Source organism: Streptomyces sp. NPDC054863 (assembly GCF_053610825.1).
In genome coordinates, this window is the sequence record NZ_JBSGZD010000207.1 from 1 (window position 1) to 14,090 (window position 14,090).

Below are 14,090 nucleotides of genomic sequence, written 5' to 3' on the forward strand. Positions count from 1 at the left end.
CTCCACATCCACCCCAACACGGTGGACTACCGGCTGCGCAAGATCGCGGAACTGACCGGCGCCGACCCCTTGAAGACCGCTGACGTCGCGCTGCTCGGTGCGGCCCTCGCGGCCCGTACGGCTTGCTCGGTCGCCGCGCGCCGGGGCCGGTCAGCCGCCGAAGACCGGCCGGACCGGGGCTGAGCAGTCGGGTGCGCGTGCGGTTCCGGGATCGAGCGCGTTCAGCACCTCGCGCAGCGCCACATGGTCGAAGGCCAGGGCGAGGTGGTCGCTGTAGTCGTTGCCGCACCGGCTCTGGACGGTGATGTTGCGTGCGCCGGGCCCGTCGAGGAACTGCGAGGTGTAAGGGGTGACCACGGGGTCGTACTGGGTGGCGAGGGTGGTGTAGCGCACGCCGGGCACCGTGTCGGGCAGGGAGTTGAGGGTGTTGATGAAGTCCGAGCCGCGGAGCTGCTGGCGGGCGGCCGGATCGAGGGCGCCGACGAGACCGTCGAGGGAGGGGAAGATGCGGAACAGTGCTCTGATGCCCTTGTCGAACCCCAGGGCGGTCGAGCCGTGGCTGGTGGGGGCCAGACCCACCAGGTTGTCCACCTTCGCTGCGCCGCCGAGGAACTTGACGTAGTACTGGGCCAGGGTGCCGCCCTGCGAGTGACCGACCAGGTCGACCTCTCGGGCCCCGGTGGCGGCCAGGACGCGGTCGACGTAGGCGGCGAGTTCCCCGCCCGAGGTGGGGATGTCGCCGGTGCCGCCCACCTGGCCGCCCTTGAGGCCGCCGTAGTTGAGGGCGAAGACGCAGTACCCGTTGTTCTTGAGCAGCGGGGACAGGGTGTTCCAGTTGATGGCCATGTTCACGTGCGTGCCGTGCAGCAGGACGACCGGGCGGGGGCGGGTCGTGCTGCGGCAGGTGAAGTCGTTGGCGCCGGGCGGGGAGGCGCCGGGGCGGGCCAGCGACGCGGTCACCGCCGGCACCGAGTGGTAGACCACCGGCAGTGCGCGTGGTGCCGGGTCACCGCGTTCGCCGGCCGAGGCGGGAGCGGCAGAGCTTCCGACGAGAGCGGCCAGGACGAGGAACAGGAGTGCGGCGAGACGGGCGGGTACGTGAGCGCGCGCGGGCGGGACGCGCCGCCGGGTCATCGGGCTGCCGCCGCGACCGCGTCACCGACGACGGCCATGCCCTGGGCGTTCGGATGCAGAGGCGCAGCCGCGTGAGCGGGAATCAGCCCCTCCAGGTAACGGTCCCTGGGCGGGGCGCAGATGTCGTGCCCGACCGTGAGGGCACCGACGTCGACGAACCGTGCGCCGTGCTGCCGTGCCTGTTCCCTGGCAGCAGCGCTGATCTTGTTCATGACGCCCTGGAGGTAGTTGGCGTCGCGCTCCCAGACGGGCTGGACCGGGTGGCAGCCGCCTTCCCGGACGTACGTGCCGTAGCCGGTGACGACGACCGTGGCATGCGGGGACCGCCGCTTGATCTCCTTCAACGCCGTTCCGAAGGCGGGAGCCCATGCCCGGACCGCCTCGTCCAGCTTGTCCTTGCCGCCGGACGTCAGCCGGTCGGCGCACGAGCGTCCGAAGGGCTCGGGGAGGAAGTTGACGCAGCCGAGTGCCTCCTGGAAGAGGCCGCTGTCATTCGCTCCGACAGTGACCGATACCAAGTTCGTGCCGGGCCGCAGAGCGTCGAACTGCGGTGCCAGCAGACCGAGTCGCCGCCCGGTGAAATCCTTCGTCGTGGCCCCGGAACAGCTCACGTCGGTCAGCCGGGCGCCGAGTTCCTTCGCCACGACGGCCGGGTAGTTGCGGTGCGACCGAAGGCACAGCAGATTGACGTCCTGCCGAGGAATCAGCGGTCCGGCCGCCGCGGAGTCACCCAGCGCCACATAGTGCAGGGGCTCTGGGGCATCGGCCTGGGCCGGGGTGGACACAACGGCCGCGACCGTCGCGGCGATCGCGACCCAGCCTGTCCTGAATCGTCCGGGGAATCTCACGCCGACCTCCGTCATGGTTGACCGTCCGAAGTACCGCGCCTCACATCTTGAGGGACCGGTGGGGGAACGGAGACGGAACGTATTCCAGAGTCGGCAACGATCGTTTGTGACCCGTCACAAGGCCGCTGTCGCCGCTCTTCGGCGCGCCGGCCTGTCTGCCCGCACAGCCTGTCGAGGCGGCTGCTCCACGGTGCGCTCGCGGCGAGTGGACGCGATGCCTCTTCGCTCAGCCGCCCTGCGGAAAGCTGAAGGTGTATCCCCGTGCGGTGAACCAGGGCAGCAGTTCCTCCAGCGCGCTCATCGTCTGAGCCCGGTGGCCCCCGCCGTCGTGCAGGAGCACGGTCGGTCCCTTGGACAGCTGGTTGTGCACCGCACGCACAATGACGTCGGTGCCCGGCTGACGGTAGTCGCCGGGGTCGACGTTCCAGCCCAGGTTGCGCATGCCGTGAGCGGCGGCGATCTGCCGGCTCTGCGGGGTGAAGGCGCCGCCGGGGGCCCGGTAGTACCAGAGGCGTGCGCCGCCGGAGGCACGGTCGATCATCCGTTTCGCGTCCAGGATCTCCTTCTCCTGGTAGGCGACCGGCCGGTGGTCCATCGCAGTGTCGTGGCTGACGGAGTGGTTGCACAGCCGGTGCCCCTCGGCGACGATGCGTCGTACGAGGCCCGGGTGGGCCGCCGCGTTGGGGCCGGTCACGCAGAAGACGCCTTTCGCGCCGTGCTTCTTCAGCAGATCCAGGGCCCGCGGGGTCCACTGTGGGTCCGGGCCGTCGTCGAGGGTGAGGTTCACCGTACGCCCGGCGTCCTCCGAGTCCCGCACGATTGCCATGTCGACCGTGGGAGCCGGCAGACCGGCGGTCGCCTCCGGTCCCTGAGCGGCGGGGGCCGTGGTCCCGGAGCAGGAGAACAGGACGCAGGCTGCTGCCACTGACAGGGCTGCCGCCGCAGCTGTCGTCGCCCAGCGCCGAACAGGACGGGGAGCGGCGGGGGCGGGCACGGTGTCGGACGGTGTGGGGTTCATGCGTCCCACCCCACCCGGGACGTCCCGGATCCGGCAGGGCTGTCATCGATTCGTCACGCCATGGGCGAGGGTGCGTCATATGCTTCGAGCGCCCTGGTGACAGAAGCGTGCCGATCGTGGTCACGGCAGGGCGGCGCGGGGACTCGCCGCAGTGCGAGCCCGTGCTGGAGAGAGCGGCGGCTGCATGAGGCTTCGGCGTGCTCGTACGTACTGGTGGCACAGGACGGCGAGAAGGAAGCGATTCGAGCCCGGACCTCCAAGCACGGAGCGAGACTGTCCGGACATGACCTGGTGGCGACCGGCGGGACCGCCCAGATACTGACCTACCACTCGTGCAGAACGAGTCCACGGCCAACGCGGTACCCGCCGCGCTTCTCCGGTGCCCCGGCCCGCGGAGCTTTCGGTACGTGGGAGGGCAATCGCTGGGCCGAACGTGGGAACCGGCCCGGGTACGGCTGTTCATCGCATGGAGGTTCTCTGCATCATCGCTCCGGTGAATCACGCGAAGGGCAACGAACTGTGATGGCGACCGGAGTCGACCGGGTCGGGAGTCGGCAGCGGCTCGGTGGGCTGCTGCGGGAGGCCGCCGACAACGACTGCGCGGTGATGGCCTTCAACGTGGTCGATCCGGCCTCGATGCAGGGGGTCCTCGACGCGGCTGAAGCGGCGGAAGTGCCGGTGGTGGTGCAGCTGTCGGTCCGCAGCGCCCGGCAGTGGGGCATCGAGGCGGCTCTCGCATGCCACACCGAGGCGTCGGCGGACCGCGGAACGCCCTCGGTGCTGCACCTCGATCACTGTACGGACCGGCAGTTCGCCGAAGCCTGTCTGCGGGCCGGGTGGGACTCGGTGCTCTTCGACGCCTCCGGCCTGCCGTACGACACCGCTGTGCGGCGGACCACCGAACTCGTGCGGCTGGCAGGGGAGTTCGGCGGTGAGGTGGAGGGGGAGTTCGAGGCGATTCCCCGGGTCGGGGAGGTACTGGACGGCGGGGCGCGCAGAGCCCCTGCGGTCGCTGTGGAGCGGGTGGCCGAGTTCGTCGGGCGTACGGGCGTGACCTGCTTCAGTCCGGATCTGGGCACGGCGCACGGCGCCTACGCGGCGCAGCCCGTGGTCGACTTCGAGCGGGCGCGGGCCATCACGGCCGCGACGGCGCTGCCGCTCGTGCTGCACGGCGGGTCCGGGCTCGACCCGGCGACGATGTCCCGGCTCGTCGGCTGCGGCGTGCGCAAGATCAATGTCTCCACGCAGATCAAGCACGCCTACCTGGGTGCGGTGAGCACCTCGGGCGGCGCCACGGAACCGGTGGAGCTGCTGGGGCGGATCAGCGCCGCGGTGCGCGAGGTGGCGACCGGTTACTGCCGCACGGTCGGCAGGGGCAACTGATGGTGTTCGCCGGTGAAAGCACCTCGGGGCTGCCCGGGTTGGACGGGCTGGAGCTGCCGGAGCTGCCGACGCGCATCGTGTTCGGCCGGGGCAGCCTCGGTCGACTGGGCGTCTGCGCGGGGGAGTACGGGCATCGGGTGCTGCTGGTCTGCGGGCGGGGGGCGATGCGGCGCCACGGTGTGCTCGATGCCGCGGTGGGCCACCTGCGGGCCGCGCACCTCACGGTGACGGTCTTCGACGGGGTGTCGGCGAATCCCACGTCGGCCGAGGCGGACCGTGCGGTGGCCCTCGCCGTCGAGCACGGCTGCGACGTGGTGGTCGGGCTGGGCGGCGGCAGCGCCATCGACGCGGCCAAGGCGGCTGCCGTCGGTGTCGAGCGGGGCCCGGTCGGACCGTTGGTCGGTACGACGCTGGAGCCGTCCGAGGGCGCGCTGCCGCTGATCGCGGTGCCGACCACGGCCGGCAGCGGGTCGGAGGTCACCAAGGGAGCGACCGTCACCGATGTCGTGCGGCGTCTCAAGGCGGGGATCCGGGGACCGGACCTGTTTCCCCGGGTCGCGGTCATCGACCCGGTGCTGCTGGGCACCGTCCCGGCGGGGGTTGCCGCGGAGAGCGGCTTCGACGCGCTCGCCCATGCCGTCGAGGGGTTGGCGGCCCGGCGTTCGGACCCGGTCACCCGCGCGCTCGCGCTGCGGGCCGTGGAACTCGCCGGAGTACACCTGCCGAAGGTGGCCGCCGGAGACCGGTCGGCCCAGGCGCAGGAGGGCATGGCGCTGGCGGCGCTGCTCGGCGGATGGAACGTGGCCCTCGCCGGCACCTGCCTGCCGCACCGCATGCAACAGGCGATGGGCGGTCTCACCCACGGGGCGGCCCTGCCGCACGGGCGCGGTCTCGCCGTCCTGTACCCGGCATGGCTGGAGCAGGCCGAGCCGCACGCCTGCGAGCGGTTCGCGGCTGCGGCGAGGGCGCTCGGCGGCACGGACATCCATACCGAGGTGGCACGCCTGCGGGAGGTCTGCGGGCTGACGGGCGGCCTGCGCGAGCGGGGCTTCACCGAGGCCGACCTCGCCACGATGGGCGCGGCCGTCACCGGCGATCTCGGCAACGACCCCGTCCCGTCCCCCGGCCAGGACACCGTCGAGCGGATCTACCGCGCCTGCCTCTGACCCCGCGTACTGCTTCACGTACCCCTCCACGACCCGCGAAAGAGCACCCGTGCCTGCCCTGATCTTCGACTGTGACGGTGTTCTGGTGGACGCCGAACAGAGCGGTCATCTCCGTGCGTTCAACCAGATGTGGGCCGAGCTGGGGGTGCCGTGGGAGTGGAGCGCCGCCCAGTACGCGCACAAGCTGCGGATCTCCGGCGGTACGGAACGCCTGGCCAGCCTGTACCACGACGCGGACTTCCGGGCCCGGGTCTGCCCACCGCTCGGCTGGGAGGCGTGGATGCTCACGGTCCGCTCCTGGCACCGGCACAAGACCCGGGTGTATCTGGCCCTGCTCGACGCGGGCGCGGTCCAGGTGCGGCCGGGGGTGCGCCGGCTCGCCGCCGAGGCCGCCGATGCGGGGTGGCGGCTCGCGGTGGCCTCCAGCGGTGCGAAGGAGTCCGTGAGTGCCGCGCTCCGGCTGGCCGTGGGGGCCGATCTGGCCCCCGCCTTCACCGTCGTCTCCGGGGCGGAGGTGAGCAGGAAGAAGCCCGATCCGGAGGTCTACCGGTACGCGGCGCGGAGCGTGGGCGTACCGGCGTACGACTGCGTCGCCGTCGAGGACACCCGCAACGGGATACTCGCCGCCCTCGCCGCCCGCATGCACTGCCTGGTGACGCCCACCCGTGTCTCCGCGGAGCACGACTTCACCGGGGCTTCCCGCGTCGTCACCCATCTGGGAGACCCGGGCCGGGAACCGGCGCTGGACCTCAGCGCGCCTGCCGCTGCGCACACCACGCCGCCCGTCGTACTGGCGGACCTGCGACAGCTGATCCTCGACGGACTCCCCGACGCTTCCCCGGCGTGCCGCCCCGCGGGGCGCCGACCCGGCCCCGCCCCCCGACCGCACCCGACAAGGAGGCGCACCCCATGACGACCGACGACGCCACCCCCGCCGCGCATCCCGCGCCCGCGGGCTTCGCGCTGCTGCCCGACGGCAGCCCCAGGTGGACGCCCGATGCGGTGCTCTTCGACTGCGACGGCACGCTGATGGACACCGAGCCCTGCTGGAGTGCCGCCCTGGCGGAACTCTTCGCCCGCAACGGGGTGCCCTGGGAGCCCGAGCTCAAGCCCCACTACATCGGCGGGACCGTGCGGACGATGGCCGGCCGGGCGGCCGACGCGTTCGGCGACCCGGGCCGGGCCGACGTACTGGAGAAGGAACTGCTGGACCTCGTCGTCGAGGCCGTCGACGGCTCGGCTGCCGCCCCGCTGCCCGGCGCTCCCGAACTCCTCACCGCGCTCAGTTGCCTCGTGCCGACGGCCGTGGTCAGCAACTCGCCCCGGCGGGTCCTGGACATCGCCCTGGAACGCGGGGGACTGAGACCCCTCGTGCGCTTCACCGTCGCCGCCGAAGACCCGCCCCGGCCGAAACCGGCCCCCGACCCGTACCTCATGGCCTGCGCACACTTCGGCGTGGACGCGAGCCGCTGCCTCGCGGTGGAGGACTCCCCGACGGGCCTCGCGTCCGCCCGCGCCGCCGGTCTGGTCACCCTCGGCGTCCCGACCCTGCCCGATCCCGCCTTCCCGGCCGACCTGCTCCTCGGCTCCCTCCAGGACCCCGCACTCACCCGCTGGGCCACCGCTTGGGGCAGCTGACCGGGCAGGGCCGTCGGAGGCTCCACACCGCTACGCCCGGACACGACCCTTCGGTTCGTACCAATCAGAATGGAAAGCAGACATGGGACTGGCATACCTGCGCTCGGACGCAGACCGGGCGATGGGCGTGGGCATGGGCCGCGTCCTGGTGCGAGAAGCGGCGGGCTGCGGGCGGGACATGGGCCTGGCGCTGCGCATGGCGCAGGGGGCGAGCAGGATGACCGCGCCGTACTGGATGGGCCGGCGCTTCCTCGGCGCGGCGGGCCGCCCGCTCGCCGACGACACTCCGCTCTCGCTGAACCTCCTCACCCCCCGTCAGGCGGCCCGGGTGCGCATCCGCAGGAACCAGAGCGACCTGCTGATCCTGTGGCAGGTCTTCCTCAAGCGCTTCTACGAACTCGGCGTCCACTACCGGCTGGAGGAGGACCTCGACACCCTCGACACGATCGTCGACCTCGGCGGCAACACCGGCCTCGCCGCGTCCTACTTCACCGCCCGATACCGCCCCCGCACCCTGCTCACCGTGGAGCCGATCCCGCAGAACCTGGCCGTCCTGCGGCACAACGCCGCCCTGTCCGGCCTCGACTGGAAGATCGAACCGGCGGCCGTGGCCGGGGAGACCGGCACCGCGGAGTTCACCGTCAGCGCGTTCTGGGACACCTGCACCGCCGTACCCGCGGTCGCCGAGCTGCGTCGCACCCGCCCCTACCGGCTGGAGAACGTACTGGCCCGGCCCGGTGTGCGGGTGCCCGCGACCACCGTGGGCGAGCTGCTCACCAAGCACGGCATCGACCGCGTGGACCTGCTCAAGGTCGACGTCGAAGGCAGCGAGGCCGAGGTGTTCCGCGAGGTCCAGCCGTGGATGGAGCGGGTCGAGCGGATCGTCCTGGAAGTCCACGACAAGTACATCGACGGCGAGGCCGTACGGAGCACCATGCGCGCGGCCGGCTTCCGGCAGGTGCCGCCGCGCGTCCCGGAGCCGGCAGGGTTCAACCCGGTCGAGCTGTACGTCAAGTCATGAGCGGGGGCACCTGGATGACACGGACGCGTAAAGCCGACCTCGCCGCACTGGTGACGTCCACTCCGCCCACCGCCGTGGTGTTCGACTGCGACGGCACGCTCATGGACACCGAGCCGTGTGCCGACGCCGCACGCGGCGCCGTCTTCGCCCGCAGGGGACACCCCTATGACGACGCGGCCCGCGAGGCCCTCGTCGGGCTGTCCCTGCCCCAGGGCGGCGAAGTGATGTCCCGGCTGTTGGGGGGCAACGCGGGGGAGTTGGCGGACGAGCTGGGAGCGGAACTCCTGACCGCGGTGGCCGCAGGGGCCCGGCCGATGCCCGGTGCGGCCGAACTGGTCGCCCGTCTCGCCGCCAGGGTGCCCCTCGCGGTGGCCAGCAACGGACCGCGCGTACTTCTGGACAAGTCGCTGGCTCACGGCGGTCTGACCCGATGGCTGCCGGTCACGGTCTCGGGCGAAGACGTGCCCTCGCCCAAGCCGCGTCCCGACTGCTACCTCGCCGCGTGCGCGGCACTCGGCGTCGAGCCCAGCGGCGCCCTGGCGGTGGAGGACTCCCCGGTCGGCGCCCGTGCGGCCCATGCGGCCGGGATGACGGTGCTCGGCGTCGGCACCCTGACCCGCGGGCCGTACGTCCACGCCCACGTACCGGCCCTTGACGATGCCGCGCTCCGGCACTGGCTCACCCACTGGTGAGCGGGGGACGGGCCGGAGGCGGAGCAGCGCGCGGCCTTCTCCTGCCGACGGCCGGTCAATCCCTTGGCGTGATCATGAAAACTCGGCAGGGCTCCGGCCTGACCTTGTCGGCCTTGTCGGCCTTGTCCCGGGGGGCTCTCCAGTGAAGCGGGGCCTGGGGCGTACGGGGAGGAAATGGGGGGAGTGACTCATGTGCGACCAGCGCGATACCGGTGACGGCGAGGGTCGTTCAGGAAGCCATGGCGGGCACTGGGCGCGTGGGTGACGGTGCCCGCCCTCCTCGTACCGCATCCCCCAGGAACACACATGAAAGTACGACGCTCCCTTCGCGCGGCGCTCCTGGGAGCTCTGGCCATGACGGTCCCGTGGACGGGCAACGTTGGCGCGGTGGCGGCCCCGCCGGCCCCGCCGGCCCCGCCGGGCGACCTGGAGATCGCCGACGGGATCATGAACCTCGGCTACAGGGACTTCATCAACCACCCCAAGATCGCTCCCTTCGACTGGAGCAACAACGGTTGCAGCGGCCCTGTGGGGCCGCCCGCGAAGCAGATGTTCCAATGGGCCTGTGAGCAGCACGACTTCGGTTACGGCAACTACGGTCCCCGAGGAAGGCTGAAGCTCGATACCTCGCAGGCTCGCCGAGAGTGGATCGACGAGCGGTTCTGGCACGAGATGCGGAACATCTGCAACCACGGTTACACGGGAATCCTCAACCCCGGCTGCCTGGTGAGCGCCGAGATCATCTACAAGGGCGTCAAGGAGTACGGCGGCGACCACTGGTGACAACCCCGTCATCACGCCCCACCCCGGCCACCCCGGGGAGCGGAGCGTCACGCGCGCCCTCCATTTCCGCCTCTGCGGCCTGACTTGAACCGTACGGGCCGGTCGGACGTGTCCCGGGCGGAGAGACGCTTCGGGAGGTGAGCGCTTTGCACGCTGTGGGTGCTGCTGCCGTCCATGGTGATGACCGTGCGTTTCGTTTCCTCGCGGCTCTCCCGTAACACGGTGAACTGCCCGGCTCGGAGCCGGATCCAGGCTTCGAGGGCGGCGACGCCCGCGGCGGCCACCTCCACCGCCAGCCCGTACAGACCCGCTCCGAGGTTCCCTCCGGCCACGGGAGCGCACAGCTCGGCCACTCGGCCGAGCTGTGTTCGTCGCGGAGGCACGCGGTCAGGTCCCGCCAGTCGTCCGCGTCGGCTTTCTCCGGTGCGTCAGAGCCGGAGGCGGGGCGAGGGCGCCGTCACCCTTGACGTGACTACTCCGCCCAGCGGATGGTCGTATCGTCGTCGATCTTGGTTCCGCCTTCATGCATGGTGGTCGTCACGATCATCTCCCGGCCTGCGGTGTAGGTGCCGGGCCTGACGTTGGCGGGAACGGTGATCTCGAAGTTGGTGTTCGAGGTACCGCAGGTGAGGCCGGAGGCGGTTGCCGTGCCGGACGCCGAGTCGACCAGTACGGGGTGAACGATGCCGCTGACGTACACCACCAGCGAGACGGTCTTCCTGGTCTTGCAATTCATGAATCCGCTGACGACCGCCTTGTCGCCCTTGGCGACGAACTTGTTCGCGAACACGCCGTTCCCGTCCCAGGGCCAGGCGTGCGCCGCCGGGGCCGTCGCCCCGCTCCCCAACAACGCGGACCCGAGGACCAAGGCGGCCACACCACTGCGAAACCTGGTGAACGACAAGACGATCAACTCCTGGGACGTCAGGTGCGAATGAAGCTACCGGACACAGAGTAACGAAGCATCACGCAGTGTGATCGTGATGGACTGGGGAGTTCCCTCCTTCGAGGGAGTCCTGACAGGAGATTGCCCTCGCGCCGCAGCCGCCTTGCCCCGGGCCGGGGGCGGTCGACCTGTGGCTGGAGGCGCTGCGGGGCTTCCTCGCCGTGCTGATCCCCGTGGTCGAGGACCGCACCCCGACCGGCTGGCGCGAGGCTTCGTCGTGGTAGGCGGCGTGCAGGTGAGGGGTCGCCCGGACGGAGTCGTCGAGGAGGCGGGCCCGAAACGTTCATGGCCGGCGCCCGCTTCCTGCCTGGCACCCTCTTCGCCACACGGGCCGTCCTTGCGGCGACGGTCCCGGCTGTGCTCTGTCGGCCCGTGAACGGCAACACGGCGGGATCCGGGCTGTGGCTCGGGCCCGCCGGTGTCAGTGAGTCGTCAGGCAGCGCGAGCATTCAGCTGGGTGTGGAACCACGGAGAAGCGTGAGACATGTCCGGAACTAAGCTTGGCGTTCAACCTCGGTCGCCCTTCAGCGGAATGATCACGCTCGTTGTGCCGGTCGGGGAAAATCTGTATCGACGCAGGCGGCAGTGCCTCTAGCCTGCAAACCATGCATCAGGATCGAAGGCGCGATCGACGACCGGTCCGCCACATGAGGCCGGTGACGGTCCGGCATCAGGCTCCGGCCATCGCCGAGGGCACTGAGGTGGTACTCGTCGGCTACTTCTCCGGCAAGCAGAAGGACTTCGCCGCGTTGATGGACACGGCGGCCCAGCAGGCGACGGAACACGGTGTGCGCGTCGTGGGCCGTATCGTTCAACGCCGTGGTGTCTCGGACGGCGGAGCCAGGAAGATGGCCCTCCCGTACTCCTCGCGGACTCTCCTGAGCTATGGAAAGGTCCGTGAAGCAGCCGCGCTCTGCGAGCAGACCGACGCCGACGCGGCGCTCTTCCTGCCCACCCTGACCGAGCGCCAGCGTCGCGTGCTGACGGGGATGCTCGGCTGCCCCGCCGTGAGCCTGGCCGATGTAACGGCAGCTGACTGAACCGCCCTTCAGCCACGGACCTCGAACAGCGCCCCGTACGTCGGCGCTCGCTGGGGAGTTCACCGGACAGGCGGACGGCGCTCGCGGGAGCGTGCGTTCCGTCCTGGAAGCGCACTCAAACGTCAGGCCGCAGGAGTGAGACTGCTGGACCATGCTGCCCGGCACGAGGCGTTCGACTTCACGTCCCACTTCCGGGCGGACCTCTCAACTCATCAGCGCAGGTGCCTCGTTGGTTGCCTGTCCTGCCGCACGTCTTGGTCGAGTGGGGCACCTTGCTCATCGTCGCCCGCGAGGGTGACCGCCGCTGCAAGCTGCTGCCGCACCAGCGTGCCCTGGTCGGTCTGGTGTACCTGCACCGATCCGATGGGCCGGCTCCTGCGGCGTTGGTGAACGAGACGTCGCAGAGCACCTAGCCGTCGCGGATGCTCCAGCCCACGCGGAGGACGGTCCGCACGGGGGAGTGCCCCCAGGCACTCCTCCGGGTCGACTTCCTCGCCCGCTCCGCTCTGGCGGCGACAGCGATGCAGTGCCGCCGTCCCTGGTGATGCAGTGCCAGGGGACCAGCTCGGCCGGCAGCGTTCCGCCGTATGGCTGTGACGTTGATTCAATTGCGGACGTCGTGCTTCAGGTCACTGGCCACCGCAGGTCAGGTCCTTCGCGGGCAGTCGGCCCGTGGTCAGGTACCGCGTGACGCCGGCGTCCGCGCAGGACGGACCGGCCACCACCACACTGTGGCCCTCACCGCCGGCCACGGTGACCATGCGCGCACCGTGCAGCGCCCGCCGCATGCCCTGCGCCATGGGCAGCGTCGCCTGCGGATCCCACTGGTTCTGCACGATCAGCGCGTTGACGTCGTTGCTCACCACGGTGGCCGGTTCCCTTGCCGCCGACTTCCAGAACGCGCACGGCTGAATGGTGGCCCCCAGGTCTCCGGCCAGCGGGTACGTGGCCCGGTCCCGGATCACGTCCCGGCGGTACTGCTCGGGGTTGCGCGGCCAGTTGCGGGTGTCGCCGCAGAAGGTGGCCCAGGTGACGGCGGACTGGTTGTCGGCAGGAACGTCCGCGCCGAACGCCCCCGCGTCGGCGGACCGGACCGGGGCGGAGCCGGGGACAGCCGGTTCGGCCGACGCTGCCGTCACCGCCGACGCGGTCGGCGTGGCCGGCGCGGGCGGTCCGCCCGTGGCCGAAGCCTTCAGCGCGACGATCCACGGGGTGACGGTCTTGACGCCGACGAACGCACCGTACTGGGAACGGATGGCGCCGCCGCTGAGCGCCCCGCCGTTCGTCGGGACGGGGGTGCGGTCGGCGCGGGCGATGAGCTGCCAGTACGTCTTCCGGACCTTCGCCGGAGTCGGACCCAGACCGTAGGTGGCGTTGCGGGCGGCGGCCCACTCGGTCCAGCGGGTGAAGGCGAGTTCGGCCCCCGCCGACCACCCCCGGAACGTCCCTCTCCACGCGAGCGCCGGGTCGAGGGCGCTGTCGAGCACGAACCGGTCCGAGCGCCGGGGGAACATCTGCGTGTAGACGGCGCCCAGGTAGGTGCCGTACGAGTACCCGAAGTAGGAGATCTTCTTCTCCCCCAGTGCCGCCCGGACGACGTCCATGTCCCGTGCCGTGTTGCGGGTGGTGAGGTGCGGCAGCATGTCGCCCACCTTGGCCCGGCACTTGTCGGCCACCGTCCGGGCCAGGGCCACGTCCTTCGCGAACGTCCGTGCGGTGTAGGGGTGTTGGACGGCCTGTTCGTCGGCCGTCAGACCGCAGCTGATCGGCGCGCTCTGCCCGACCCCGCGCGGGTCGAAGCCGACCAGGTCGAACCGCTCTCGTACCTCCGTCGACAGCAGCGGCTCCATCTCCACGGGCATGGTCAGCCCCGGCACACCCGGCCCCCCGGGATTCATCAGCAGCACGCCGTGCCGCTCCTTCGCACCGCTCGCCTTTACCGCGATACCGCGAGGTCGATCTTCCGGCCCCCAGGGTCGCCGTGGTCCAGCGGCACCTTGACCTTCGCGCACTCGAACGTCGTCGGACGGCCCGGATCGCAACGCTCCCAACGGAGTTCCTGCTGGGCGTACTGCTGGAGCGGATTCTCCGCCGCGAACGCCGTCATGGGGGTGAGCGCCGCCATCACCGTCGTCACCGTGCCGACCGTGAGTACGGAAATCGTTCGGGCGCCTCGTAGAGCCATGCCAGTCCTTTGTGCGGAATCAGTGTCGCGAATTGCCTCCAGTCTCTGTCGCGCCCCACTCGTACCTCGTACGACGCAGGGATGGACTCATGATCCAACTAGTGGTGTAGGACGGCACTCCGGCGTCCTGCTGGAGGCCTGCTCCGTGTCGTTCATCCATCAGGGTGGGCGGCCGATCGGCCGTCTGCCGACAGTCGTGCCGTCGACACCCCGACCCGCAGCGCTGTGTCGGCACG

Annotated in this window: 16 protein-coding genes; 9 read left to right on the top strand and 7 right to left on the bottom strand. The window is 70.9% G+C overall.

Translation table 11 applies throughout. The features are described 5' to 3' along the window. The coding region (locus tag ACWGIG_RS27930) for a helix-turn-helix domain-containing protein (RefSeq protein WP_453324441.1) at window positions 1–183 on the top strand (183 nt) is incomplete at its 5' end. On the opposite strand, the gene ACWGIG_RS27935 is transcribed toward ACWGIG_RS27930, so the two are convergent. From ACWGIG_RS27935 to ACWGIG_RS27945, 3 genes are all read right to left on the bottom strand, one after another. Continuing rightward, window positions 151–1,134 (bottom strand): esterase/lipase family protein, encoded by a 984-nt coding sequence (locus ACWGIG_RS27935; RefSeq protein ID WP_453324442.1) that lies wholly within the window; start codon window positions 1,132–1,134, stop codon window positions 151–153. The genes ACWGIG_RS27930 and ACWGIG_RS27935 overlap by 33 nt on opposite strands. Beyond that, on the bottom strand, window positions 1,131–1,982 hold the full coding sequence (locus ACWGIG_RS27940) for an SGNH/GDSL hydrolase family protein (RefSeq protein ID WP_453324443.1): 852 nt from the start codon (window positions 1,980–1,982) through the stop codon (window positions 1,131–1,133). The genes ACWGIG_RS27935 and ACWGIG_RS27940 overlap by 4 nt, the downstream gene beginning before the upstream one ends. Before the next feature lie 226 nt (window positions 1,983–2,208). Beyond that, complete coding sequence (locus ACWGIG_RS27945; RefSeq protein WP_453324444.1) at window positions 2,209–3,000, bottom strand: polysaccharide deacetylase family protein; 792 nt, start codon at window positions 2,998–3,000, stop codon at window positions 2,209–2,211. A 522-nt stretch (window positions 3,001–3,522) separates the two neighbouring features. Here ACWGIG_RS27945 and ACWGIG_RS27950 point away from each other — a divergent pair. The 7 genes from ACWGIG_RS27950 to ACWGIG_RS27980 all read left to right on the top strand — a co-directional run bounded on the left by ACWGIG_RS27950 (window position 3,523) and on the right by ACWGIG_RS27980 (window position 9,683). Beyond that, window positions 3,523–4,383 carry a class II fructose-bisphosphate aldolase gene (locus ACWGIG_RS27950; protein ID WP_453324445.1) on the top strand — a complete coding sequence of 287 codons (861 nt, stop codon included), beginning with the start codon at window positions 3,523–3,525 and terminating at the stop codon, window positions 4,381–4,383. Next, window positions 4,383–5,549, top strand: a complete 1,167-nt coding sequence (locus ACWGIG_RS27955) for an iron-containing alcohol dehydrogenase (protein WP_453324446.1) — start codon at window positions 4,383–4,385, stop codon at window positions 5,547–5,549. Before ACWGIG_RS27950 ends, ACWGIG_RS27955 begins: the two co-directional genes overlap by 1 nt. Before the next feature lie 49 nt (window positions 5,550–5,598). Continuing rightward, window positions 5,599–6,462 (top strand): HAD-IA family hydrolase, encoded by an 864-nt coding sequence (locus ACWGIG_RS27960; RefSeq protein ID WP_453324447.1) that lies wholly within the window; start codon window positions 5,599–5,601, stop codon window positions 6,460–6,462. Continuing rightward, window positions 6,459–7,187 (top strand): HAD family hydrolase, encoded by a 729-nt coding sequence (locus ACWGIG_RS27965; RefSeq protein WP_453324448.1) that lies wholly within the window; start codon window positions 6,459–6,461, stop codon window positions 7,185–7,187. The genes ACWGIG_RS27960 and ACWGIG_RS27965 overlap by 4 nt, the downstream gene beginning before the upstream one ends. Window positions 7,188–7,269: 82 nt before the next feature. Further along, complete coding sequence (locus ACWGIG_RS27970; RefSeq protein WP_453324449.1) at window positions 7,270–8,208, top strand: FkbM family methyltransferase; 939 nt, start codon at window positions 7,270–7,272, stop codon at window positions 8,206–8,208. Between the two features lie 14 nt (window positions 8,209–8,222). Further along, the gene (locus tag ACWGIG_RS27975) at window positions 8,223–8,900 is read left to right on the top strand and encodes an HAD family hydrolase (protein WP_453324450.1); all 678 of its coding nucleotides are present in this window, start codon (window positions 8,223–8,225) and stop codon (window positions 8,898–8,900) included. 306 nt (window positions 8,901–9,206) lie between these two features. Continuing rightward, on the top strand, window positions 9,207–9,683 hold the full coding sequence (locus tag ACWGIG_RS27980; protein ID WP_453324451.1) for a phospholipase A2: 477 nt from the start codon (window positions 9,207–9,209) through the stop codon (window positions 9,681–9,683). A gap of 47 nt (window positions 9,684–9,730) precedes the next feature. Here the strand turns inward: ACWGIG_RS27980 and ACWGIG_RS27985 are convergent, their stop codons facing one another. Both ACWGIG_RS27985 and ACWGIG_RS27990 read right to left on the bottom strand, forming a co-directional pair. After that, window positions 9,731–10,015, bottom strand: coding sequence for a hypothetical protein (locus ACWGIG_RS27985; RefSeq protein ID WP_453324452.1), 285 nt, complete (start codon window positions 10,013–10,015; stop codon window positions 9,731–9,733). Window positions 10,016–10,155: 140 nt separating this feature from the next. Beyond that, window positions 10,156–10,560, bottom strand: a complete 405-nt coding sequence (locus ACWGIG_RS27990; RefSeq protein ID WP_453324453.1) for a hypothetical protein — start codon at window positions 10,558–10,560, stop codon at window positions 10,156–10,158. A gap of 725 nt (window positions 10,561–11,285) precedes the next feature. On the opposite strand from ACWGIG_RS27990, the gene ACWGIG_RS27995 reads away from it, so the two are divergent. Then, complete coding sequence (locus tag ACWGIG_RS27995; RefSeq protein ID WP_453324454.1) at window positions 11,286–11,669, top strand: hypothetical protein; 384 nt, start codon at window positions 11,286–11,288, stop codon at window positions 11,667–11,669. 629 nt (window positions 11,670–12,298) lie between these two features. On the opposite strand, the gene ACWGIG_RS28000 is transcribed toward ACWGIG_RS27995, so the two are convergent. Continuing rightward, window positions 12,299–13,567, bottom strand: a complete 1,269-nt coding sequence (locus ACWGIG_RS28000; protein ID WP_453324456.1) for an alpha/beta fold hydrolase — start codon at window positions 13,565–13,567, stop codon at window positions 12,299–12,301. A gap of 38 nt (window positions 13,568–13,605) precedes the next feature. Beyond that, entirely contained in the window at window positions 13,606–13,854 is a 249-nt protein-coding gene (locus ACWGIG_RS28005; protein WP_453324455.1) for a hypothetical protein, read from the bottom strand. Window positions 13,855–14,090: the final 236 nt, after the last annotated feature.

Coding starts and splice junctions, on each gene's coding strand:
- ACWGIG_RS27935 (WP_453324442.1), bottom strand. CDS start 1,134: ATGACCCGGCGGCGCGTCCCGCCCGCGCGCGCTCACGTACCCGCCCGT.
- ACWGIG_RS28005 (WP_453324455.1), bottom strand. CDS start 13,854: ATGGCTCTACGAGGCGCCCGAACGATTTCCGTACTCACGGTCGGCACG.
- ACWGIG_RS27975 (WP_453324450.1), top strand. CDS start 8,223: ATGACACGGACGCGTAAAGCCGACCTCGCCGCACTGGTGACGTCCACT.
- ACWGIG_RS27980 (WP_453324451.1), top strand. CDS start 9,207: ATGAAAGTACGACGCTCCCTTCGCGCGGCGCTCCTGGGAGCTCTGGCC.
- ACWGIG_RS27945 (WP_453324444.1), bottom strand. CDS start 3,000: ATGAACCCCACACCGTCCGACACCGTGCCCGCCCCCGCCGCTCCCCGT.
- ACWGIG_RS27965 (WP_453324448.1), top strand. CDS start 6,459: ATGACGACCGACGACGCCACCCCCGCCGCGCATCCCGCGCCCGCGGGC.
- ACWGIG_RS27955 (WP_453324446.1), top strand. CDS start 4,383: ATGGTGTTCGCCGGTGAAAGCACCTCGGGGCTGCCCGGGTTGGACGGG.
- ACWGIG_RS27970 (WP_453324449.1), top strand. CDS start 7,270: ATGGGACTGGCATACCTGCGCTCGGACGCAGACCGGGCGATGGGCGTG.
- ACWGIG_RS27950 (WP_453324445.1), top strand. CDS start 3,523: ATGGCGACCGGAGTCGACCGGGTCGGGAGTCGGCAGCGGCTCGGTGGG.
- ACWGIG_RS28000 (WP_453324456.1), bottom strand. CDS start 13,567: ATGAATCCCGGGGGGCCGGGTGTGCCGGGGCTGACCATGCCCGTGGAG.